Source organism: Furfurilactobacillus curtus (genome assembly GCF_045862785.1).
Classification (GTDB): domain Bacteria; phylum Bacillota; class Bacilli; order Lactobacillales; family Lactobacillaceae; genus Furfurilactobacillus; species Furfurilactobacillus curtus.
The window spans coordinates 148,567-172,259 of sequence record NZ_BQXO01000001.1; the positions used below are offsets into that span (position 1 = coordinate 148,567).

The following is a 23,693-nucleotide window of genomic DNA, read 5'->3' on the forward strand; positions in this document are numbered from 1 at the left end:
TTATGAGGCCTCCGTATTTTTTATTGTAAGTGGCTGTTGCGCTTTTAAGTGTTGTGTATTGCCGAATACCTTAACCGTTGCCTCTTTATCGGCTGTGATGGTCATTTCGGCGTGGGTGAAGCTAAAGCTGTAATTGATGCCCTTGAACTGTTCTCTAAATGCTAGGCGATGCCAACGTTCTGGTAGGTGAGGCGTGATTGACAAGACATCATCGAATTCAGTTACGCCGCCGTAATTGCGCATTTCAAGAAGTAAAACGGCGCCCATGACCCCTAAATGGATCCCTTCAGCGGTCGTCCCGCCTTGAATATCGTAGTAATCAGACCTTAAAGCTGTATTGAAGAAGGCAAATGATTGATCCATGTTACCAGTGATCAGACTCAAGACCGAATAAACAATTCGCGAGAGAGTAGAACCGTGAGTTGTGCGCGCAAGGTAATATTCGATGTTGCGAGTTAAAGCACCTTTAGGCAACTGATAATCAAGTTGTTTCAGGATATTATCAATCGTATTGAAGCTGAGGTTATAGTAAGCCATCAAGGCATCAGCTTGTTTAGCGACTTGATAGGAATCAGGGGACTTATCTTCAGCTTTTAACAAGCGGTCGATCCGAGAAATATTGCCATACTTTTTTCGATACTTTTCAAAGTCTAGCGTCGGTAATTTAAAGTAACCTTCGAATTGACCGATGATGCCATCTTTATTGATATCCAAACTTAGTTGATGGGCAATTTCGTCGAAACGGGTAAAGTCCGTTGAGGTTAATCCTGTTTTCTTTGTTAACGCAGTCCAAGTCTTTTGATCAACTTGCTTTTTTAAATCCATCAGTGTAGTGAACAACCAGCTCACCATAATGTTGGTATAAGCGTTATTTGTTAGTCCTGGTTCATCCGCGTTAGGATAATTTTCATGAAATTCATCTGGACCCATGACATTTTTAATATCAAAACGACCAGTTGCTTCATTTTTGACTGCTTTACTGGACCAAAAATGGGCGATTTCGAACAACATCTCTAAGCCGTACGTTTTCAGAAAGTCCAAGTCATTGGTGCTATGGAAGTATAACCAAATGTTGTAAGCGACCGCCAAGGAAACATGGCGCTGCAGGCGACTGTTGTCCGGATCAAATTTGCCACTATCTGGATTGAAGTGAACGAATTGTGATTGTTCGTCGCCATATTGAGCCGATTGCCAAGGATACATGGCACCTTCATACCCCTCTAACTGTGCGTTTTTCTTAGCGGCGGCCAATCGGTGGTAACGATAAAGCAGTAGTTGCTTAGTTAGATCAGGTGTATGCAGGGTGTAAAATGGCAAAACAAATAGTTCATCCCAAAAAACATGACCGCGATAGGCCTCGCCATGTAGCCCACGAGCGCCAACAGAAGCGTCCAAATGGGGGTTACTGTTCGGGGAAGCCGAGACAAATAGGTGATAGATGTTAACGCGAGTTAATTTTTGGGCAGTCAGATCGCCATCGATTTGAATATCACTATCGTGCCAGACCCGTTCCCAGAACCGTTGATTAGCAGTTACGACATCGTTGAAACTTGTCTGAGCAAGTTCACTAGTGACAGCATCGTTAAGATTGCCATCTGTTTCTAAGCTGGTATTGATGGCAATGGTTTTTTCGATCACATAAGTAGTTCCTGTTTGCGCTTTGAACGTAAAGCTTTGTTCTAAGATATCGTCGGTAACGCTTTCATTTGCCGGTGAATCTGCCGTTAATTCTTGACTGGTTAAGCGGGTTCCAATCACGAAGTTTACTTTGGAAGCTTTGGTTTGCCCACCTAGGGTTGCATCTTGACCATTAATAGTGGTTTCAGTAATGTCAAAATGTCGCGATTTGAAGGCTTTATAACGATCCACATTAGCGTTAACAACGCTACCATCGATGCGGGAAAAAATCGTAATCGGGCCTTCAAAGTTCATCGGAGTCACTTCATAATGAAGGACAAAACGATGCCACTGATGCATGTCCGCGACGCGCTGCTCACAAATTTTTAATAAATGACCGGTAGGCAAGGAGACGAGCATCGTGGTGGTTAAAACACCTGTATGCAAATCCAAGGATCGATAGATGTCGCTAATATTTTCATGCTTAATCGTAAATGGTTCTTGTTGGTCCAAACTAAAAGATAAATACTGGGCGTTAGGTAAATTGACAAGATCCTCGTTGATAACATCGCGTCCAGCGATATCCGTTGTCAGCTGATTATACAAACCGGCGACGTATAAACCCGGATAATTATCTTGGTCAGCATTGGCTGCAAGATAGGCGCCACGAAGGCCAAAATAACCGTTACCAATAGTTAACATCGCCTCTTGACCATAATTACGTTTAGCGGCGTATTCACCATAATAATCAAGATGCCATTCGTTATAGGTGCGTTTATTTTCGACAGCGGTTTCTAAGCCTTCGCGGTCAGCTGTTTCATGGCTAACTACGGGAATATTAAGCATGTTGGAGAGGGCTAGGCCCATGTCGATGCGCTGGTGATTGACTCCGATGACAGTATCTGAAAAATCATAGTCTAACGGATTTTCGATAATTGCGGCGTCAAAGTCGATCCCTGCTAATTTTTCACGAATTTTTTCCAAATTTTCACCAATCGGAACATCGGGATCACATACAATCGTGATGGTCTTAGTGAAATTTGTCTTTCCGTTTGGTACGTAAGAGATTTCAAACGCATCGTCAAGGACACGAACTGAAAACGTACGCATATGTCTTACCCCCCTATAAAGTTCTGGTAATATCTGTATCTATCCTTATGGTAATTTTTATTGCCAAACTTCTCAACCTAAATACCTCGGTTCTTGTAAAAAAGCTCACGATCGCTGAATCTGTTACAATAAGTTGATTATTTCTGTTGGCTTGAATTTAGTAAAAGTGTTAGTGGAAATGTGAAAAAAGTGAATTTGATTCAACTATCGAAAGGAGTCGAATTGGTGACCCAAGCAGCTCAAATTATTGTGGATGTGCCGACGATGCAAACGAACCGGCCATATACGTATATGATTCCTACCGATTTAGTGGACGCAGTAGTGCCTGGTGTTCGCGTTTCTGTTCCGTTTGGTAAGGGTGACCGTGAAGTTGGTGGCATGGTGGTTGGTTTAATCAACATCGATCAAGATTTAGAACATGATGCCGTGTATCAGGGTGATTTAAAACCAATCACTCGACTGCTGGATTTAGTCCCTGTTTTAAATGAAGAGTTATTAGCACTCAGCGATTGGCTAGCTCAACAGACTTTTGCCTTTCGAATCTCAACGATTCAAACCATGCTACCGACTGCGTTGAAAACGGCTAGTCATAAATGGTTAGTGGCTGATCAAGCAATCGATAATGATGAATTAGCCAGATTGTTTGATGCACAGGGACGCTTAGATTTTACCGCCACAACTTTATCCGAAAGTCAGGTCAAAGCGTTAGCTCGTTTGCAACGTCTGGGGGTCGTTCATGCGACGTACCAAGTCAATAATCGAGCACAAGTTAAAACGAACACATGGGTAACCTCCCAATTAAATGAAGCGCAGGTCACAGAAAAATTAGCGTCATTACGGGCCAACGCGACCAAACAACGGCGCGTATTGTTAGCACTTTCCCGACAAGTTGCGCCACAACCTTTAGCTGAGTTACTAACCGATGCACGCTTGACTCGGGCCGATTTCACGGCCGCGGCTCAACGTGGCTGGGTGAAAATGACCGAAAAGGAAGTGTACCGCGATCCCTTTGCGCAAAGCGAGGTGGAACAGACTACTTCGATGATGTTACAGCCTGATCAGCAACAGGCAGTGACGGCGATTAGTCAGGCGATTACTGCCAATCAGGCGACAACGTTCTTGCTAGAAGGCGTCACTGGCTCTGGTAAAACAGAGGTTTATCTGCAAAGTATTGCTAAAGCTTTGGCACAACAACAAACGGCATTGATGTTGGTCCCAGAAATCGCGCTGACGCCGCAGATGGTAAAACGAGTTCGCGGCCGGTTTGGCGCTCAAGTGGCCGTTTTACACAGTGGCTTGTCGGCTGGTGAAAAATACGATGAATGGCGGCGAATTGAACGACATGAAGCGACAGTCGTGGTTGGCGCACGATCGGCAGCGTTTGCCCCATTGGACGATTTAGGCCTGATCATCATGGACGAAGAGCATGAAACGAGTTATAAACAATCGGATAATCCTCGCTATCAAGCGCGTGATGTTCTACTGTGGCGGGCTAAATGGCACAATGCGCCGGTGATTTTAGGTTCGGCCACACCGTCATTAGAGAGCCGAGCACGAGCCGAGCGTGGCGTCTATCGACATTTGATGCTGCCTAAGCGCATCAATCAACGACCATTGCCGCCTGTTCAAATTATTGATATGCGCGAACAATTGAAAACGCGCCAAGAAAGTAATTTCTCGGCAGCGTTATTAACCGCTTTAAAACAACGCCTAGAGCGTGGTGAGCAAAGTGTCTTAATGTTGAACCGACGTGGCTTTTCATCATTTATGATGTGTCGTGACTGTGGCTTTGTCTTAAAATGCCCGAATTGTGATAATACATTGGTGTTGCACATGGATTCCCACACCATGCGTTGCCACTATTGTGGACATGAAGAAGCAATTCCCCGCCGATGTCCTAATTGTCACAGTAAACGAATTAGCTACTATGGAACGGGAACTGAAAAAGTTGCTGCTGAATTAAAGCAACTATTACCGACTGCACGTGTTATTCGGATGGATGTTGACACGACACGTCGCAAGGGTATGCACGAAAAAATGTTAGCTGCCTTTGGCCGACGTGAAGCCGACATTTTATTAGGGACTCAAATGATTGCTAAAGGGCTAGACTATCCAGATGTGACCTTAGTTGGTGTCTTAAACGCCGATACTGCTTTAGGCTTGCCTGATTTTCGTGCTAGCGAGCGGACTTTTCAGTTGCTAACTCAAGTCAGTGGGCGAGCAGGCCGGGCGGATAAGGCTGGTGAAGTCATGATCCAGACGTTTAATCCAGACCATTATGCGATTCAGCTCGCGCAGCAGCAGGATTATGAACGATTTTTCCGTGTGGAAATGAATTTACGTCACTTGGGCAATTATCCGCCGTACTTTTATACCGCGCTAATCAGCGCTAGTGATCAAGACGAGAATACGGCGGCCAAAAAAATGTTCGAACTCGCAGATTGGTTAAAACAACGATTGTCGTCGAGCACCATTATTTTAGGGCCAACGCCACGACCGATTGCACGGATTAAAAATCGTTATTACTATCAAATTTTCTTAAAATATAAGCAAGAGCCCCAACTTCACGATGCCTTGATGCAAATATTGGAAGAATCACAGCACTTGCGGGGCTTACAAATTAGCATTGACATGGAACCACAGAATTTCGTCTAGGAGGATCATTTATGACCAGAATTGTCTTTATGGGTACACCAGCTTTTTCAACACCAATTTTAGCGGCATTAATTGACCAATATGATGTGGTGGCAGTGATGACGCAACCAGATCGACCGGTTGGGCGCAAACATATTTTGACACCATCACCGGTTAAACAACTTGCCCTAGCACACCAAATCGAAGTTTTACAGCCGGAAAAGGTCAGTAAATCACCAGAAATGCAGCGCGTCATTGATTTAGCGCCAGACTTTATTGTGACAGCGGCCTTTGGGCAATTTTTGCCAACCAAGTTGTTAAGGGCAGCCACCAATGCGGCAATCAATGTCCACGCGTCACTCTTACCACGGTACCGTGGTGGGGCGCCGGTTCATTACGCGATTATGAACGGTGACAAAGAGACCGGGGTATCCATTATGTACATGATTCGGCAGATGGATGCCGGTAATGTGATTGCTCAAGCAAAGGTTGCGATTGGCGATCAGGATGACGTCGGCACGATGTTTGATAAGCTTAGCCTCGTTGGGCGAGATTTGTTATTGGCAAACCTGCCGAAACTTATTGCAGGCCCCATTACTGGCACGATTCAAGATGAGACGGCGGTGACCTTTTCACCGAATATTAGTCGCGCACAAGAAGAGATTGATTTTAGCCATACCGCTAGCGAAATTGATTGGCAAGTGAGGGGATTACGACCATTTCCGACGGCTTATATTCGATTGAACAACGTGCGAACAAAATTACTCGATGTTACGGTATTGACTGATCAAAAAACGACTCTGGCACCTGGAACAGTCGTTGCCCGAACTAAACATGCGTTGGATCTGGCTGCTGGTCATGGCACCGTATTACGCATTAATCGTTTGCAGCCAGCTGGACATCCACAAATGGCGATTACTGATTTTTTAAATGGTACGGATGAAGAATTTGCGGTTGGCGAACGAGTGGTCGCAGATAAGTTTAAAGGAGTGCAACATGGCTAATCATGATCGTCAGCAGACGCCAGTTTCCCACAAACGATCAGTCAATGAGAATCCTCGGCAGGTGGCCGTAGATGTTTTAGTGCAGGTGACACAAGGGAGCTATTCAAATCTTGCACTAAATGCTGCCTTAAAAGATCATCATTTATCCGATCGGGATGTCGCTTTATGTACACAGCTGGTTTACGGTGTGTTGCAACACCGTTTGTTACTGGAATTTTGGCTAAAGCCGTTTGTTAAGCGACCTAATAAGGTACAACCATGGGTACTGGCTTTGTTAGAAACAGCGGTGTATCAGCGTGAATTGTTATCAAAAATTCCTGATCACGCGATTTTTAATGAGACCATTGCTTTGGCCAAACAGCGTGGTCATGAAGGAACTCGTCGATTTGTGACTGGCGTGCTTCATGCCTTAGCTAACCAAGGGTTGACAAATGTTGACACCATTAAAGATCCCTTAACGCGCTTAAGCGTGCGTTATAGTGTACCGATGCCTTGGATTCAGCGATTACGTGTTGAACTGGGCGATGCAAAAGCGCAACGCATTTTAACCAGTTTGAACCAACCGGCAGCGCAATCGATCCGAATAAATCAGGCTGCTGGCGATCGTGATGCCATTTTAACAGCACTTCATCAGTCTGAACTTATGTTTAGCACCAGCGAGGTGAGCGGTGATGGATTGCGAATCACCAAGGGTCATCCCGTACTATCAGCGGCTTTTCAGGAAGGTTTATTTACCATTCAAGATGAAAGTGCCATGTTACCAGTCGAGGCTTTAAACGTTCAACCAACGGACCAAGTGTTGGATGCGTGCGCGGCGCCAGGTGGAAAAACAACGCAAATTGCTGGCTACCTTGACGCGTCTGCTGGCGGACATGTCACTGGTTTAGATTTGTACGATCAAAAAGTTGCCTTAATTAAGGACAATGCCCAACGGCTACACGTTGCTGACCGTATTTCAGCCATTAAACTAGATGCCCGACAAGCTAACGAACATTTTAATGAAGCGAGTTTTGATCGAATTTTGGTGGACGCGCCTTGTTCAGGAATTGGCCTCTTACGTCGCAAGCCAGAAATTCGTTATGCTAAGACATTGGCGGATAGTCAAAAATTACAACAAATTCAGCTGGAAATTCTTGATGCGGTCGCACCGCTAGTGAAGAAAAACGGTATAATTATTTATAGTACCTGCACGATTGTTCAAGCGGAAAATGACGACGTGGCAAATGCCTTTGTCAAGTCGCATCCCGACTTTGAATTCGTAACGGTTTCGACCACAAGACATCTAAAATCGCAGCGGACGACACCATGGTTGACGATTTATCCAGATGATTATAGGAGCGACGGCTTCTTCATTTGTGGGTTTAAACGTCGTGATTAAGCTGATAAAGGCGGCAAATAGATATGCAAGTAGCCTCTCTGTCTGACATTGGTCGGCAACGAGAAACAAACCAGGATTATGTCGGTAACTTTATGAATAAGGCCGAATTAGGGTTCACGATTGTAGCGGATGGAATCGGTGGTCATCGCGGTGGGGATGTCGCGTCATCAATGGCGGTGTCCCATATTGGCACCCGTTTTGAAGCAACCCGTTTTATCGACCCCGCAACGGCCGCCAAATGGCTCGCAAGTGAAGTTCGGCAGGAAAATGAAACCATTATTGAAAAGGCCCAACAATATCGTGACTTAAGTGGAATGGGCACGACGTTAGTGGCCGCGATTATTTTCCCGACACAATTTTTGGTTGCAAACATTGGTGATTCGCGGGCTTATTTATTGCGGCATCAGGAATTAGCTCAGTTAACTGAAGACCATTCATTAGTTAATGAACTGATTAAGCTTGGGCAAATCACAGAAGCGGATGCGCGCACATATCCCGAAAAAAATATTATTACGCGAACCTTAGGCATTAATGATGAGGCCGACGCTGACATCAATTTATATCGTGCAATGCCTGGTGACTTATTAATGCTCTGCTCGGACGGACTAACGAACATGGTCACCGATGATCAAATTCAAGCAGTGCTTGTGCAATCTGATCGTTCACTAGCTGAAAAGTGTCAGCGGTTAATTGATCTAGCTAATGAAGCCGGCGGTCGTGATAACATCACCGTGTTATTAGTTGAAACAGATCGTGAGGTGACAACCTCATGAGGGCAAACTATACACTAGCTGGTCGATATCGTATCATTCGGCCGCTTGGTGAAGGCGGGATGGCCGACGTTTACTTGGCTCACGATCTGATCTTGGATCGGGATGTTTCCGTTAAATTATTACGGCTAGATTTGCGTGACGATGCGGGGACCATGCGCCGGTTTCAACGAGAGGCGTTAGCTGCAAGTGAGTTGGTCTCACCGCACATCGTGAGTGTTTATGATGTGGGCGAGGATAATGGTATGCAATATTTGGTCATGGAGTATGTGCCTGGTACCGATTTGAAGGCTTATATCCATGATCATTTTCCAATCCCTTATGCCATGGTAATTAATATTATGGAACAGATACTTGATGCTGTAGCCGTCGCGCATGAACATGGCATTATTCACCGTGATTTGAAGCCACAAAATGTGTTGGTTGATGCGCAAGGCAACGTCAAAATTTCTGATTTTGGGATTGCAGTGATTAGCAATCAAACTAGTATGACTCAAACCAATACGGTCTTGGGTTCGGTTCATTATTTGTCTCCCGAACAAGCTCGTGGGGGGATGTCCACAAAAAAAAGTGATATTTATTCCTTAGGGATTATCTTATATGAGATGCTTACCGGTAGTGTGCCATTTGAAGGCGAAACTGCGGTCTCAGTGGCGCTCAAACATTCCCAGAGTCAAATGCCGTCGGTGCGCGATTTCGATTCACGCATTCCGCAAGCACTTGAGAATGTCGTGTTACAAGCAACCGCCAAACGACCTGAAGATCGCTATGCGTCTGTACATGACATGGCGGTGGATTTACAAACAGCACTTGCACCGGAACGTCGTGGGGAGCGACATTTTGAACCAGCAGACCACGGCGATGATGGTACAACTAAAATCATTCCGGTAGATCAGGTGCTGGCTGCTACTCAGGCAACTAGTGCGGCAGCTCGCACAACGATGGGAAAAGGGCCGTCTGCTGAACCTGCTGAAACAACGCCAGCCAAGCATCCGCGAACCTCACGGGGACGAAAAATCTTTTTGTGGCTCTTAGGGAGCTTTTTGTTGCTACTGATCATTGGCGTATTATGGCTGTGGTTCTTTCCTGGTCGGGTGACTGTACCCAGTGTTTCAGGCATGACGCAAGCACGAGCGACTAAAGTTCTAAAGCAAAACAACTTAGCAACGGGGTCCATCAAGAAACAAACCAGTGAGACATACGCTTCTGGGCGCATCATTAAAACAAATCCCAAGATTGGTTCTCAGGTCAAGCGTCGCAGTCGGATTGATCTGATTCTTAGTGCAGGACGTCCTAAATTCGTGGTTGACGATTACACCGGTGAGCAATTCACGACCGCCAAACGGCAATTAGAAAAAGCTGGTTTAAAGGTCAAACAGGTCAAGCAGTCGTCTGGTGATATCGATCGAGGCGTCATTATTGATCAAGATGTCTTGCCAGGTGATGCAGTGTATAAACATAGCACGATAACCTTAACGGTCAGTTCTGGGCCCAAAAAAGACAAGGCACCTGAGCAAGTTAAGCTACCTGACTTCGCCGGAAAATCGCAAGCTGCGATTCAAACATGGGCCGATGACCATAATGTGAATGTAAGTTTCTCAGATGAAGTCTCGAGTCGTGTTGATCAAGGATCAGCGATTCGCCAGGCACCTGCTGTGGGCTCCATGTTAGCGGTGGGCGAGACCTTTACTGTCGTCATTTCTTCTGGACCAGAATTGCACAGCTTTCACGTCGATATTACCATTCCGTTTTCAGCTAATGGGCAAGCGAGTCGTGATTCTAGCAGCAGCGCCTCGACAGGTGAAAATGATGTTAAGATTTATCTAGCCGATCAGGATAAGAATATTTCAGATGTGTACCAGGAGATGCAAATTTCCCAGGACACGTCAGTCTCACTACCATTTACTTTAGCAGGTGGTAAAACAGGCCGTTATATTGTGATCCGGGATGGCAAAACCATCATGACTGACAACCACGTGACAGGAAATTAAGAAGGGGTTATATGAGAGGACAAATTCAACAGTTATTAGCTGGCTTTTACGATGTTCAAACCGCTGATGGTAGGATTTATCGTACCCGAGCTCGCGGAAATTTCCGCAAACGTAAAATCAGCCCAATGGTCGGTGATTATGTAGACTTTAAAAGTGAAGATAATTCCGACGGCTATATCTTAAGTATTGAAGACCGAAAGAATGCATTGGTCAGGCCACCTGTGAGTAATGTTGATCAAGCAGTAGTTGTGACCGCGGCTGTCGAACCTAATTTTTCAACTAATTTGCTGGATCGCCAATTGGTTGCTCTAGAAAGTCAGTTGATCACACCAATTATCTATGTGACTAAAACAGATCTGTTATCAGTGAGTCAGCTGGACCATTTAACAGTAGTTGCCTCTGGATATCGACAAATTGGATATCAGACATTTCTGGCGACAACTGCCTTTGAGCCAAGTGTACTCGAGCAACTGTTGGCCCTGTTTAAGGATCGATTAACTGTGTTTATGGGACAGACTGGGGCAGGCAAATCGACGTTACTCAATCATTTGGCGCCTGACCTCAATTTGGCAACTGGTGAAATTTCGCAAGTCTTAAATCGTGGCAAACACACCACTAGAAAAGTTGGTTTACTGGCCGTCGGTGATGGGCTTGTTGCTGATACGCCTGGATTTTCTTCGTATGAAGATTTTCCCATGGCTGCGAGAGAATTAGGCCAATATTTTCCCGAAATGGCGTCGTTAGCACCACAATGTCGCTTTCGGGGGTGCCAACACATTAATGAACCTGGTTGTGCGGTCAAGGCCGCTTTGGCAGAGCAAAAAATTATGGCCAGCCGTTATCAGAGCTATTTACAATTTCACCAGTTGATTGTTGACCAGAAACCACAGTATGATAAGGATAAAAAATAAGAGATTTGTTGGAGGAGAAATTTATGATTAAAGTAGCCCCATCGATTTTAAGCGCGGATTTTGTCAATTTTGAACGTGATATTAAAATGGTCGAAGAAAATGGTGCGGATTTATTGCATGTGGATGTGATGGATGGCATGTTCGTGCCAAATATGTCCTTTGGCTGGACGACACTAGCGGCTATTCGGCCAATTACCAACTTGTTCCTAGATGTTCATATGATGGTGCAAAATCCAGAACGGTATGTTGACCAATTTGCAAAGGCCGGCGCTGATTTGATTGGTGTTCATGTTGAAGCAACGGAGCATATTCACCGTGCTATTCAGATGATCAAAAATGATGGGGTAAAGGCTGAAGTGGTCATTAACCCTGGCACGCCAGTTAGCCAAATTGAACCGCTATTACCATTTGTTGATCAGGTCCTAGTTATGACCGTTAATCCAGGATTTGGTGGACAAAAGTTCTTACCAGAAATGATTGAAAAAATTCAGCAGTTGCATGATTTAAAGCAACAAAGAGGTTATGAATTCGACATTGAAATTGATGGTGGGGTGAACGACAAGACAGTCGTTGATTGCTATAAAGCTGGAGCGACGGTTGCAGTGGCAGGTTCCTTTGTGTATGGTGCTGCAGATCCGGCGACGGCCATTGAGTCGATTCATCATGCAACGCGCTAGTGACCGACCTAAACTTTCGCGACTTAATATTCTAGTTGGCGGACCTAGAAGCGAGTGGCCGCCGGCGTTAGCTGCAGGGCAAATTTCTGGTCCGTGGATCGGCGTTGATCGCGGAGCAATTCGTTTGTTAGAGTTAGGGATTACACCCATCATTGCATTAGGCGATTTTGATTCTTCCAAACAAGGCGAATTTGAACGAGTTCAAGCCGCCGTAAAAGATTTACGACAGGTGGGATCGGCCAAGGATGAAACGGACACTCAGCTCGGGGTTCGCGTGGCGATGACCGAATTTAGTGCAGATGAAATTGTGATCTACGGTGCTACCGGTGGCCGGCTTGATCATTTGTTAGCCAATCTATTTTTGCCTTTGGAAACTCGATTCCGCGCGGTCGTTGCCCGATTAATATTTGTCGATCGACAAAATGAGATTCGTTACTTCTTACCAGGACGGTATCAGATTGATAAATTGCCTGAAATGCGATACTTGGCTTTTGTCACATTTGGGGAAGTTGGCGGATTAACCTTAAGCGATGAGCGTTATCAACTTGATCACGTAGACATTCACCAGCCAATTTCCTTTGCCAGCAATGAGTTTGTCGGTCAAACGGCTACTTTTTCATTCACGAGTGGTATTGTGGCAGTCGTTCAGAGTACTGATCTCAGCGATAATCGTGCAGAACGCTATAATTTAAATGCATAGCAAACGGAGCATAAGTCAAATCTTGGCCTATGCTCCGTATTTTGGTTGTTTAAATGCTGTTTTAGGCAGGTTTTCAACCTCAGGTTAAGTTTTATATTGGAACAGAAAAAGCGTCACCAACAATAATTGTCGATGACGCCTCCCGATTTAATCAGTGATTAAACACGGGTCACTTTTCCTGATTTTAGCGTCCGGGCCGAAACCCAAACCCGCTTTGGCTTCCCATCAACTAAGATGCGAACCTTTTGCAGGTTAGCTTTCCAGCTACGACGACTGCTGTTTAAGGCATGGGAGCGGGTGTTACCAAAGTGAGTCCGCTTGCCAGTAATAAAATCTTTAGCCATTTGCTCATCCCTCCTTCTCGGATTTCCAAAGGGAACCTCTTTTTTCTCACCTGAATAACTTACCATATGGGCGAATTGAATGCAATATTAAATTGCCAAGGGAAACTACTTGACAGGCATTTTAGAAACATCAGCAAATTAATTTGACGGTAGACTAATTTGAATATCATGGGGTCCCAAGCCTTACCAAAGGGTTCCAGAGGACCCCAGCTATTCCAGTCGAATAGCTGGGAGGACTAAGACCGACGCAATAAAAGTTTGAATTAGCACTCATTTAAAATGATCGTCTACTAGAGTTGACACTAACCAGATTACGGCGATATTTGCCTTTTTTCGACTCGGGTTTTATGATAGCATGATTGAAGATTGCATTGCGGGTCTTTAGGATATTGATTGAGAAAGTTGAGGAGGCCTTTTTTCATGGCTGTTAAAATCAAAACGCAATATGGCACAATTGACATCAACAATGATGTAATTGCCACGGTTGTGGGTGGTGCGGCAACGGATAACTACGGTGTTGTCGGTATGGCGTCCAAGAACCAAATCCGCGACAATGTCAATGAGATTTTACGACGTGATAATTATTCGCGTGGTGTCGTTGTTCGACAAGAAGACAATGGTGTGGCGATTGATGTGTTTATTGTTGTCGGTTACGGCACTAAAATCTCTGAAGTTTCAAAAAACGTCCAACAAAAAGTTCGCTACAACTTAGACAGTATGCTTGGCATTTCCGCCAACTCGGTTAACGTGACGGTCCAAGGTGTCCGTGTGTTAGCAGACTAAGTGGCTGCTTGTAACGAAGTGGGGGAAATAGAATTGGAAGCAACGTTAACAGCGATTACAAATTTAGAATTTGGCAAAATGGTTCAGGCAGCTTCGCAGCGCCTGAATGGACAAGCTGAATTCATTAACTCTTTAAACGTTTTTCCCGTGCCCGATGGTGACACTGGTACGAATATTTCACTGGCCTTTGCCAGTGGTGCTAAATATGAACGTGAAGTTACCACGCCGTCCGTTAGTGATCAGGCTGAAGCTTTGGCGAAAGGCTTACTGATGGGCGCTCGCGGAAATTCTGGGGTGATTACCTCGCAAATTTTTCGTGGCTTTTCTAAAAGTGTTCAAGGTAAGACAACGCTTAGCGCTAGTGATTTAGCCGAAGCGTTTGCCGCCAGTGCCCAAACCGCTTATAAGGCGGTTATGAAGCCAACCGAGGGAACAATTTTGACGGTCATTCGTGAGGCGGCCAAGGCTGGTCGAGACGCCGCATCTAACACAGATGATGTGATCGTCGTCATGGACACGATTTATGCCGCAGCAAAAACAGCCCTGGCATCGACACCAGATTTATTACCCGTGTTGAAACAAGTGGGTGTAGTTGATTCCGGTGGGCAAGGACTGGTCTTTATTTTGCAAGCATTTGATGAAGTACTGAGTGGAAAAGTCGCTCAAGATGAGATTGAAACACCAGATGATGCCCAGATGGACGAAATGATTAACGCGGAACATCATCGTAGTGTTCAGGGGGAACTAGACCCTAAAGATATTAAGTACGGTTATTGTACAGAAATTATGGTGCGTCTTGGTGGTGGACAGCAAGTCGATCGTCAATTTGATTATGATGAATTTTACCAATACCTGGCTAATCTAGGTGATTCACTGTTAGTGATCAACGATGATGAGATTGTAAAGGTTCATGTGCATACCGAACATCCTGGCGACGTTCTCAGCTGGGGCCAGCATTATGGTGATTTAATTAAGGTAAAAGTTGATAATATGCGTCATCAGCAAGAAGAAATCATGGCCCAAGATGCTGACGAAACGCCAACTTCACCCATGACCGACATGATTGAAGCGGTAGCACCGGAAACCGCCGTTATTTCGATTTCAGCTGGTGATGGCGTTGCTAAATTGTTCAAGAGCCTCGGCGTGACACGAGTCATCAATGGGGGGCAGACGATGAACCCTAGTACTGAAGATATTGCCAATGCGATTAATGAGAGTGGTGCTAAACGCGCGATCGTTCTTCCAAATAACGGTAATATCTTTATGGCCGCTGATCAAGCTGCGCAGGTTGCCGACATTCCAACTGTAATCGTACACAGTAAGTCAATTTCTCAAGGGATGACAGCATTACTAGCCTACAATCCAGATGAAGATTTATCAGCTAATCAGCAAGGTATGGAAGACAACTTGGCGACAGTCAAGAGTGGTCAGGTGACCCATGCCATTCGTGATACGACCTTGGATGGGATTGACATCAAGAATGGTGAATTCATGGGGATTGTCGATGGTAATATTAAAGTGACCGATCCTGACATACTCACGGCCGCAACGAAGATGGTTCAGGCAATGTTAGATGAAGACAGCGAAATTGTTACCATTATTTATGGTCAAGATGCCAGTGAGACCGATGCGGAGGCTTTAGAAACTGCTGTAATGAACATTGATGGGGATCTTGAAGTGGAAATTCATGAAGGGGATCAACCCGTTTATCCGTTCTTAGTCTCGGTTGAATAATGATTTAGCACGATAAAATAAAAGGGCTCAAGCCGTGGTTGGTATCAATGGATATCAGTGCGGCTTTTCTCTTTGCCTCACAAGTAAGATGATTAGTTCATTTCAAGAAACGAGACTATTGTTTCCAATGGTCATTTGGTAGGATAACAGTAAGAACTTAACTGAAAGGAGGCCTACTTTGACCACGTTAAAATCATTAGAAGATCCAGTGACAGAGCTCAGTGGTGTTGGCTCGCAACGGGCAGCCGCATTAAAGACACTGGGCATTCAAACGATCGCTGATTTGCTGACCGATTTTCCATTCCGCTATGATGATCTGACAGCGAAAGATTTGGCAACGGTGAGTGAAGGCGAAAAGATCACGTTAAAGGGAACTGTCGCTAATGAGCCAGCGGTTGTTCGCTTTGGTCGCAAAAAAAGTCGCCTCAACTTTCGCTTATTGATTGGCCATGATGTTGTAATGGTTACTTTTTTCAATCAACCTTGGTTAAGTCAACAACTAACTGCTGGTCAGGAGACGGCGGTTTATGGCAAATGGGATGCCGTGCGTAAAAGTCTGTCTGGTATGAAGCTGATTAACGCAGATAAAGGGGCATCATTTGGTGCAATTTACACGGTGAATAAGCATATTCGCCAAAGTACGCTCGCACAGTTGATTAAACAAGCTTATGATGCCTATCAAGACGTGATTTATCCACTGCTGCCTCCATACTTGCTGCAAAAATATCGGTTATTAGATCGGAAAACGATGATCCATGACTTGCATTTTCCAAAAGACCCACAAGCGGCCAAATTAGCGCGGCGCACGGCGGTGTTCGAAGAATTTTTCTTATTTGAGTTACGTTTACAAATGATGCGGGCCAAGGATCATCAAGCCGCTGGAACCGAGATCGACTATGATAATGAAGCGCTGAAAACATTTATTAAGACATTACCGTTTGAACTGACAAACGCTCAAAAACGGGTGGTCAACGAAATTTGTGCGGCGATGAAACGACCAACACATATGAATCGTTTGTTACAAGGCGACGTGGGTTCTGGTAAAACAATTGTTGCGGCAATTGTGATGTACGCGGCGATCACGGCGGGTTACCAAGCTGCATTGATGGCGCCCACAGAAATCCTAGCTGAGCAGCACGCCAAGAATCTGGCGGAAGTGTTTGCTGATATGCCAGTTAACATTGTCTTGTTAACCGGTTCCACCAAAGCAAAAGCGCGCAAAACGGCGTTAGCACATATTGCCAGCGGCGAAGTGGACTTGATTGTTGGCACACATGCGCTGATTTCTGATGATGTGATCTATCATCAATTAGGGTTGGCGGTGATTGATGAACAACACCGCTTTGGGGTTAATCAACGGCAAACTTTACGTCGCAAAGGACAATATCCGGATATTTTGGCCATGACCGCCACACCAATTCCTAGGACCTTACAAATTACGGCCTACGGGGAAATGGATGTTTCAATCATTGATGAATTACCAGCAGGTCGGAAACCGATTACCACGCGCTGGTTACACAGCAATCAAGTGGAAGCCGCGATGACATTTATTCGTCAGCAGTTAAACCATGGTCAACAGGCTTATGTGGTAACGCCGTTGATTGAAGAATCTGAAGCGCTTGATGTTAAAAATGCTGAAGCCATTTACGCACATTTAAGCGAGAATTTTGCGCCAGACTACCAGGTTGGCTTGTTACACGGTCGTTTAAAAAATGAGGAAAAAGAAGCGGTTATGGCGGCATTTAAGGCGCATGAGTATGATGTACTAGTATCAACGACGGTGATTGAGGTCGGCGTGGATGTGGCCAATGCGACAGTTATGTTGATCTTTGACGCAGATCGATTTGGTTTAGCGCAATTGCATCAACTACGGGGGCGAGTTGGCCGAGGCGAGGTAGCTTCGACATGTATTCTGATTGCTGATCCTAAGACACAAGATGGCATTGCCCGAATGCAAGTCATGACTGAAACGACTGATGGTTTTATTTTGGCGCAAAAAGATTTAGAATTACGAGGTTCCGGCGATCTACTGGGAACTAAGCAATCCGGGGTTCCTGATTTTAAAGTAGGCGATCCTGTGGCTCAATTAAATATCCTACAAATTGCCCAAGAAGAGGCACTGGCCTTAGTCGAACAACCTAATTGGCAATTAGAGCCGGATAATCGCGAATTGGCCGGCTATGAGCAACATCAGCTTAAACAGCATTCAACCCTTGATTAACCCTTGATTATTTCCAGCTAAACTAACAGAAAGTGTGGCATTAATATCGTGAAAATCGCAATAGACGCAATGGGTGGCGACAATGCACCAGAAGAAATTGTTAAAGGCGTTGAGTTGGCCCGTGATGCTTTTCCTGACATGACATTTCAACTATTTGGCCCAAGTGATCGTCTCACGCCGTTGGTGAGAAATGCTGACCGCATCACTGTGATGCATGCTGCAAGTGTGATTGCGATGGAAGACGAGCCTGTCCGCGCGGTTCGCTCAAAGAAAGATTCTTCAATCGTTTTAGCAGCGACAGCAGTCAAAAATGGCGAGGCGGATGCCTTTTTCTCAGCAGGCAACACCGGCGCGGTTTTAGCCGCTGGGTTATTTATCATTGGGCGGGTTAAGGGGATTGACCGGCCTGCCCTAACCACGACCCTGCCAGTGGTGACTGGCGATGCAAGTGGTAGTTTTACGATGTTAGATGTGGGCGCCAACGCGGACTATAAGCTCAGCAATTTGGAGCAATTCGCGATCTTGGGGAACTTCTATGGACAAACGGTCATGGGCATCAAGCAACCACGAATCGGGCTACTCAATAATGGAACAGAAGCTGACAAGGGTGACAAAGTGCATCGTGAAGCTTATCAACAGTTGAGCGAATCCACTCAACTTAATTTCATCGGCAATGTTGAGTCGCGTGAGTTATTAAACGGTGCCGCAGATGTGGTAGTCACAGATGGTTTCACTGGTAATGCGACCTTGAAGGCCATTGAAGGGACTGCTTTGTCGATGATGAGCCTGATCAGAGCGAAAATTATGGGTTCTACCAGCGCCAAAGTGGGCTACGTGTTAAGTCGAAAGGCCTTTCATCAAGTTGGCCAAGTGATGGATTATTCGAAGCATGGTGGTGCGGTCTTGTTGGGATTAAAGGGCGCTGTCATCAAAACGCACGGTTCTTCCAAAGCAGAAACGGTGCGCAATACGATGAGTCAAATTCATCAAATTGTGGAAAGTGGTTTGATTCAGCAAACGATTGATTATTTCGAACATGAGAGGGCAGAAAAAGCGGCTGATGATCAGACTGAAAAATAGCGGCGGTAGTGGACATTTACCTGCGAAAACGATAAACTAAGTGACTGTAAAACACTTCTTAGAAACTAGGGAAATCATGACTAAAGACGAGATTTTTAATAAAATTGCCGATATTATTGACGATCGCTTTGAGGTCGATCGAGATAAGGTTACTAATGACCTGAACTTTCGAAGTGACCTAGACGCGGATTCAATTGATTTTGTGGAATTTATTATGGAGCTAGAAGATACATTTGGCGCCGAAATTTCCGATGAAGATGCTGAAAAATTGAGCACTATCGGACAAGTGGTGGATTACATTTACAACCATCAGGATAAAGCTGAGTAATAGTAAAAACCGCCGGTAAGGCGGTTTTTTTAAGACAAAAGGAGAAATATTTTGATACCAGGATTACAAGCAGAACTTGCCAGTCAGTTTGACATTCACTTTAATCGTCCTGAATTACTGGATGAAGCCTTTACTCAGGCAAGCTATGTCAACGAACATCCCCATCAGGGATTGAAATTTTATGAGCGAATTGAATTTTTAGGTGATGCGGTGTTGCAACTCACCGTATCAGAATATATTTATCGGCGGTATCCAGAAATGCCACAAGGTAAGTTGACCCGTTTACGAGCGGCAATGGTTCAGGAAGCTAGTTTCGCAAAATTTGCGCTAGAGTGCCATTTTGATCGTTATATTCGGCTTGGTAAGGGTGAAGAAAAAGAGGGTGCCCGCCACCGTGCGTCATTACTTTGTGATATTTTTGAATCTTTTGTTGGCGCATTATATTTGGATCAAGGCAAAGATGCCGTGGTGGCATTTATCAGTCGAGTGATTTTTCCTAAACTGGATGCTGGGTGGTTTGATCATGCGATTGACTACAAGACGGCACTACAAGAGTGGTTACAACGTGATGGTGACGTGCACATTGAATACGATTTAGCCGCCGAAACAGGACCGGAAAATGATCGTGACTTCACGATGACGGTAGCTGCTGCTGGTAAAATTATCGGTCAGGGCATTGGTAAATCAAAGAAGATTGCGGAACAATCAGCGGCATTACAAGCGCTGACTAGTTTACGTGGCCAGCAGGAAACCTTAGTGGATCATGGTCGGGATCAAGCTGACAATTAATGATGTAACGGATGGTGTGCATGAAACTCAAGACGCTAGAAATCAGCGGCTTTAAGTCATTCGCTGATAAGACAAAAATTGAATTTATGCCGGGAATGACTGGTATTGTTGGACCCAACGGGAGCGGTAAAAGCAATATCATCGAAGCAATTCGATGGGTGTTGGGCGAACAATCGGCTAAAGATTTGCGCGGTAATAAGATGAGCGATGTGATCTTTGCTGGGGCGGCTAACCGAAAACCGCTGAATCGTGCCGAGGTTTCGATCACGTTTGATAACACGGATCACTACTTGAAAAGTGACTTTAGTGAAGTTAAAGTGACCCGCCGTTTATTCCGGAATGGCGAGGCAGACTACTTAATTAACGGTCAATCCTGTCGATTGCGAGATGTTTTAAACTTGTTTATGGATACTGGATTGGGTCGAGAGTCTTTTTCAATTATCAGTCAGGGGCGTGTCGAGGCAATCTTTAATAGTAAACCTGAAGATCGTCGCAGTATTATCGAAGAAGTGGCTGGCGTTTATAAGTACAAACAAAACAAAGAAAAAGCGCAAAAAGAGTTAACGACGACGAGTGACTATTTGGATCGCGTCAATGATATCATCGCTGAATTGGAGAGTCAGTTAGAGCCGCTGGCGGAGCAAAGTGCGCTAGCGAAAGACTATTTAGCCCAGAAGCAACGTTATGATCAATTGGATCAGTCGCGATTGGTCTTGGAAATTCAGGCGAACCGCGCGGCTAAGCAGACAATCGATCAGCAAATAATTCGGGCTAATCAACAAGTCAGTGATTACGAAACCAAGGTTAAAGAACAAATGGCTGAGGTTAATAAGCGCAAGCAACGACGTGCCGAATTAACTACAGTCAAAGATCAGTTACAGGAGCGGCTGGTTCAATTAACTGAACAGGTGGCGACTTTAACCGGTCAACAAGAAAATGTTGCGACACGTACGCAGTTTCAGCAGCGCCAACTGGCAGAGTTGAGGGCAAAAAAACAAGAAGTTGTTGCGGCGTTAACTAAATCACAGGCGGAATTGGATCAACTTTCAGCGACAATTGACGAGCAGGCAGATGCTGTGAATAATGCCCAAATGGTTGTGGCGGCTTTAGCAGGGGACAATCTAAAACAACAACAAGCAAAATTAACGGACCGCTTGTCTGCGTTACAAGATGAGTATGTTTCGATCATGCAAACGTTGGCGACTTTACACAATGAACGCCAATTTTTGACTCGTAGTCGTGAACAAGGTAGTCAGCAACAAAGCCGTTTAACGGAACAAACACATAAATTGGCCACGCAGGTTGCTGATGTTAAGCGACAGCTCGGTGCAGCTTCTCAACAGGTCGCGGCTGCCAAAGCTGATCACGACCGACTCAAGGCCCAATTAGAAGACGCTAGGCAAAAGCATCAATTGTTAAGTCAGCAGTTCGATCAAGAACAAAAAAATTGGTATAACGCGCTCAATGTGCAACAGCGAGCTAAAGCGCGAGCAGAGAGTTTATCGGCTGCAAATAGTGATTACGCAGGTTTTTATCAAGGTGTCAAAGCAATTTTAGGCCACCGACAACAATTCCAGGGACTGGTGGGACCAGTGGCTGATTTATTGACCGTGCCACAGTCCTTAACCAAGGCCATTGAAACAGCGTTGGGTGCGCAACTGCAGCAATTGGTCGTTAAAGACGAGCAGACAGCCCGAGATGCGGTTCACTACTTAACGCAACAGCGAGCAGGTCGGGCGACATTTTTACCGTTGACGACGATTCATGGCAGAACGTTAGTTGCATCACAACTAGCGCCATTGCAATCGATGACCGGTTATGTAGGTTTAGCCAGTGAGTTGGTGACTTATCAAGTACAGGTTCGTCCCGTCGTGGACTATTTACTCGGAACGACTGTCGTAGCAACTGATTTAGATGCAGCCATTGCAATTGCCAAGCAGGGTGGTCATCGTTTTCGGATTGTGACCCAAGATGGTCAAGTGATGAATGCGAGTGGCTCGATCACCGGTGGAGCTAACCGTCATCAAACCAGTGGCTTATTGAGTCAGCGAGCGGAAATTGACGAACTTAATCGGGCCATCGATAAAATGCGACAAGAACTTCATCAACAAGAACAGTCGCTGCATGAACGTCAACAACAATTGGATGACAGTGCAACTGCTGGGGCTAAATTACGCGACCAAACCGATCAGGCTGCGGGAACCTTACAACGTTTGCAAGGGCAAGCGACCTTGATTAATGAGCAGCTAACGGTCGCTAAACGGCGGCTAGCCGCGAGCCAATTGGAGCAACAGCAACGTGGGTTAGACGCAACTGATTTCCAAGGTCAACTGACACAAAATCAGTCCAAAACAGCTGAATCAGAAGCCCAGCTAGCTCAACTAACTGAGCAGAGAAAACAAACCCAACAGGACTTGGCCGCATTGAGTGCAGACGTGGATACTAAACGATCACAGCGACAAGAAAAGCAGGAATGGCTAGCGGCTGCTCAAGCCGAATTAGCTGCTAAGCAACGCGACCAAAAACGAGTGCAGACGCAAATTAATGAGTGGCAGCAGCAAGCAGCAGACCTAAGTAGGCAGGAAGCGACATTAACAGACGATCATCAGGCTGCTGGTGCCGATTCGCAAACAACGACCCATCAGCTGAAACAGGCCGAATCTCAAAGAGACACGACTGAGCAAAAAATCAAGAAGGTTAATGACGAACTGACAGGAATAGCCGAGATATTGGTTCAGGCAGAAACAGGTTTAACTCGTAGTCAGGAACTTCAACGAGCTGCTTTGAGCGAAATGAACGATTTTAGTGCCCAACAATCACGTTTAGCAACCTTGCTAGATAATGATTTGACGCAATTGAGCGAAATGTATGGATTGAGCTATGAAGCTGCTACCAAGGCGATGGCTGATTTACCAATTGAAGCGATTAAGAAACAATTGAAATTGCTAAAACGAGGCCTCGACGAGATTGGTGATGTTAACATTGGTGCGATTGATGAATACCAGCGTGTTTCCGATCGTTACGACTTTTTGGCCCGCCAACAGTCTGACTTGGTCACAAGTCGACAACAGTTGGAGATGACTATGGCGGAAATGGACGAAGAGGTGCAAACACGTTTCAAGTCAGCTTTTGATGAAGTGGCAGCGGCTTTTAGCGAAATCTTCGTCAAAATGTTTGGCGGCGGTCAAGCACGATTACAATTGACTGACCCTGATCATTTGCTGACGACAGGAATCGATATTATGGCCCAACCACCTGGCAAAAAATTTCAACGGATGAGCCTGCTATCTGGTGGTGAACGATCACTTACGGCGATCACGTTATTGTTTGCAACCTTAGTTGTCCGCCCCGTACCATTTGCAATTTTGGATGAGACAGAGGCGGCCTTAGACGAGGCCAATGTCAGTCGATTTGCACATTATCTAAGAGACTTCGGTGGTGAAACGCAATTTATCGTGATTACACATCGTAAGGGGACCATGGTGAATGCCAACCTCCTTTATGGGGTGACCATGCAGGAATCTGGAGTTTCAAAGATGGTGTCAGTTTCATTAGACGACTTGGCCGATGATGCGTCATAGCGGTTTAATTGAAATACTAAAATAATCGAGAAAAGTAGGTG

Annotated in this window: 17 protein-coding genes; 15 read left to right on the plus strand and 2 right to left on the minus strand. The window is 45.3% G+C overall.

Annotated elements, in window-relative coordinates:
- Positions 1–2,727, minus strand: a complete 2,727-nt coding sequence (locus tag ACKTR2_RS00930; protein WP_407882153.1) for a glycoside hydrolase family 65 protein — start codon at positions 2,725–2,727, stop codon at positions 1–3.
- Between the two features lie 225 nt (positions 2,728–2,952).
- On the opposite strand from ACKTR2_RS00930, the gene priA reads away from it, so the two are divergent.
- From priA to ACKTR2_RS00970, 8 genes are read left to right on the plus strand one after another with little or no spacing between them, the layout of a single operon-like run.
- Positions 2,953–5,382, plus strand: coding sequence for a primosomal protein N' (priA, locus tag ACKTR2_RS00935; protein WP_407882155.1), 2,430 nt, complete (start codon positions 2,953–2,955; stop codon positions 5,380–5,382).
- A gap of 11 nt (positions 5,383–5,393) precedes the next feature.
- On the plus strand, positions 5,394–6,365 hold the full coding sequence (fmt, locus tag ACKTR2_RS00940; RefSeq protein ID WP_407882157.1) for a methionyl-tRNA formyltransferase: 972 nt from the start codon (positions 5,394–5,396) through the stop codon (positions 6,363–6,365).
- Entirely contained in the window at positions 6,358–7,743 is a 1,386-nt protein-coding gene (gene rsmB, locus ACKTR2_RS00945; RefSeq protein WP_407882159.1) for a 16S rRNA (cytosine(967)-C(5))-methyltransferase RsmB, read from the plus strand. Before fmt ends, rsmB begins: the two co-directional genes overlap by 8 nt.
- 23 nt (positions 7,744–7,766) lie before the next feature.
- The gene (locus tag ACKTR2_RS00950) at positions 7,767–8,516 is read left to right on the plus strand and encodes a Stp1/IreP family PP2C-type Ser/Thr phosphatase (RefSeq protein ID WP_407882161.1); all 750 of its coding nucleotides are present in this window, start codon (positions 7,767–7,769) and stop codon (positions 8,514–8,516) included.
- Positions 8,513–10,504, plus strand: a complete 1,992-nt coding sequence (gene pknB, locus ACKTR2_RS00955) for a Stk1 family PASTA domain-containing Ser/Thr kinase (RefSeq protein ID WP_407882162.1) — start codon at positions 8,513–8,515, stop codon at positions 10,502–10,504. The genes ACKTR2_RS00950 and pknB overlap by 4 nt, the downstream gene beginning before the upstream one ends.
- A gap of 11 nt (positions 10,505–10,515) precedes the next feature.
- The gene (gene rsgA, locus ACKTR2_RS00960) at positions 10,516–11,415 is read left to right on the plus strand and encodes a ribosome small subunit-dependent GTPase A (protein ID WP_407882163.1); all 900 of its coding nucleotides are present in this window, start codon (positions 10,516–10,518) and stop codon (positions 11,413–11,415) included.
- Positions 11,416–11,438: 23 nt separating this feature from the next.
- Positions 11,439–12,092, plus strand: coding sequence for a ribulose-phosphate 3-epimerase (gene rpe, locus ACKTR2_RS00965; RefSeq protein ID WP_407882164.1), 654 nt, complete (start codon positions 11,439–11,441; stop codon positions 12,090–12,092).
- Positions 12,037–12,792, plus strand: coding sequence for a thiamine diphosphokinase (locus ACKTR2_RS00970; protein ID WP_407882165.1), 756 nt, complete (start codon positions 12,037–12,039; stop codon positions 12,790–12,792). Before rpe ends, ACKTR2_RS00970 begins: the two co-directional genes overlap by 56 nt.
- A 158-nt stretch (positions 12,793–12,950) precedes the next feature.
- Here the strand turns inward: ACKTR2_RS00970 and rpmB are convergent, their stop codons facing one another.
- Positions 12,951–13,136: a 50S ribosomal protein L28 gene (gene rpmB, locus ACKTR2_RS00975; RefSeq protein ID WP_057808748.1), complete on the minus strand. Its 186-nt coding sequence runs from the start codon at positions 13,134–13,136 to the stop codon at positions 12,951–12,953.
- 420 nt (positions 13,137–13,556) lie between these two features.
- Between rpmB and ACKTR2_RS00980 the strand changes: the two genes are divergently transcribed.
- From ACKTR2_RS00980 to smc, 7 genes are all read left to right on the plus strand, one after another.
- A complete protein-coding gene (locus ACKTR2_RS00980) occupies positions 13,557–13,919 on the plus strand; it encodes an Asp23/Gls24 family envelope stress response protein (RefSeq protein ID WP_407882166.1) in 363 nt (120 codons plus the stop codon).
- Positions 13,920–13,997: 78 nt separating this feature from the next.
- Positions 13,998–15,653 (plus strand): DAK2 domain-containing protein, encoded by a 1,656-nt coding sequence (locus ACKTR2_RS00985; protein ID WP_407882568.1) that lies wholly within the window; start codon positions 13,998–14,000, stop codon positions 15,651–15,653.
- 178 nt (positions 15,654–15,831) lie between these two features.
- Positions 15,832–17,874 (plus strand): ATP-dependent DNA helicase RecG, encoded by a 2,043-nt coding sequence (recG, locus tag ACKTR2_RS00990; RefSeq protein ID WP_407882167.1) that lies wholly within the window; start codon positions 15,832–15,834, stop codon positions 17,872–17,874.
- A 48-nt stretch (positions 17,875–17,922) separates the two neighbouring features.
- Complete coding sequence (gene plsX / locus ACKTR2_RS00995) at positions 17,923–18,954, plus strand: phosphate acyltransferase PlsX (protein WP_407882168.1); 1,032 nt, start codon at positions 17,923–17,925, stop codon at positions 18,952–18,954.
- Positions 18,955–19,030: 76 nt separating this feature from the next.
- Positions 19,031–19,282: an acyl carrier protein gene (gene acpP / locus ACKTR2_RS01000; protein ID WP_407882169.1), complete on the plus strand. Its 252-nt coding sequence runs from the start codon at positions 19,031–19,033 to the stop codon at positions 19,280–19,282.
- A 51-nt stretch (positions 19,283–19,333) separates the two neighbouring features.
- Positions 19,334–20,071: a ribonuclease III gene (gene rnc / locus ACKTR2_RS01005; protein WP_407882170.1), complete on the plus strand. Its 738-nt coding sequence runs from the start codon at positions 19,334–19,336 to the stop codon at positions 20,069–20,071.
- 20 nt (positions 20,072–20,091) lie between these two features.
- On the plus strand, positions 20,092–23,652 hold the full coding sequence (smc, locus tag ACKTR2_RS01010; protein ID WP_407882171.1) for a chromosome segregation protein SMC: 3,561 nt from the start codon (positions 20,092–20,094) through the stop codon (positions 23,650–23,652).
- The last annotated feature ends 41 nt before the right edge of the window (positions 23,653–23,693 follow it).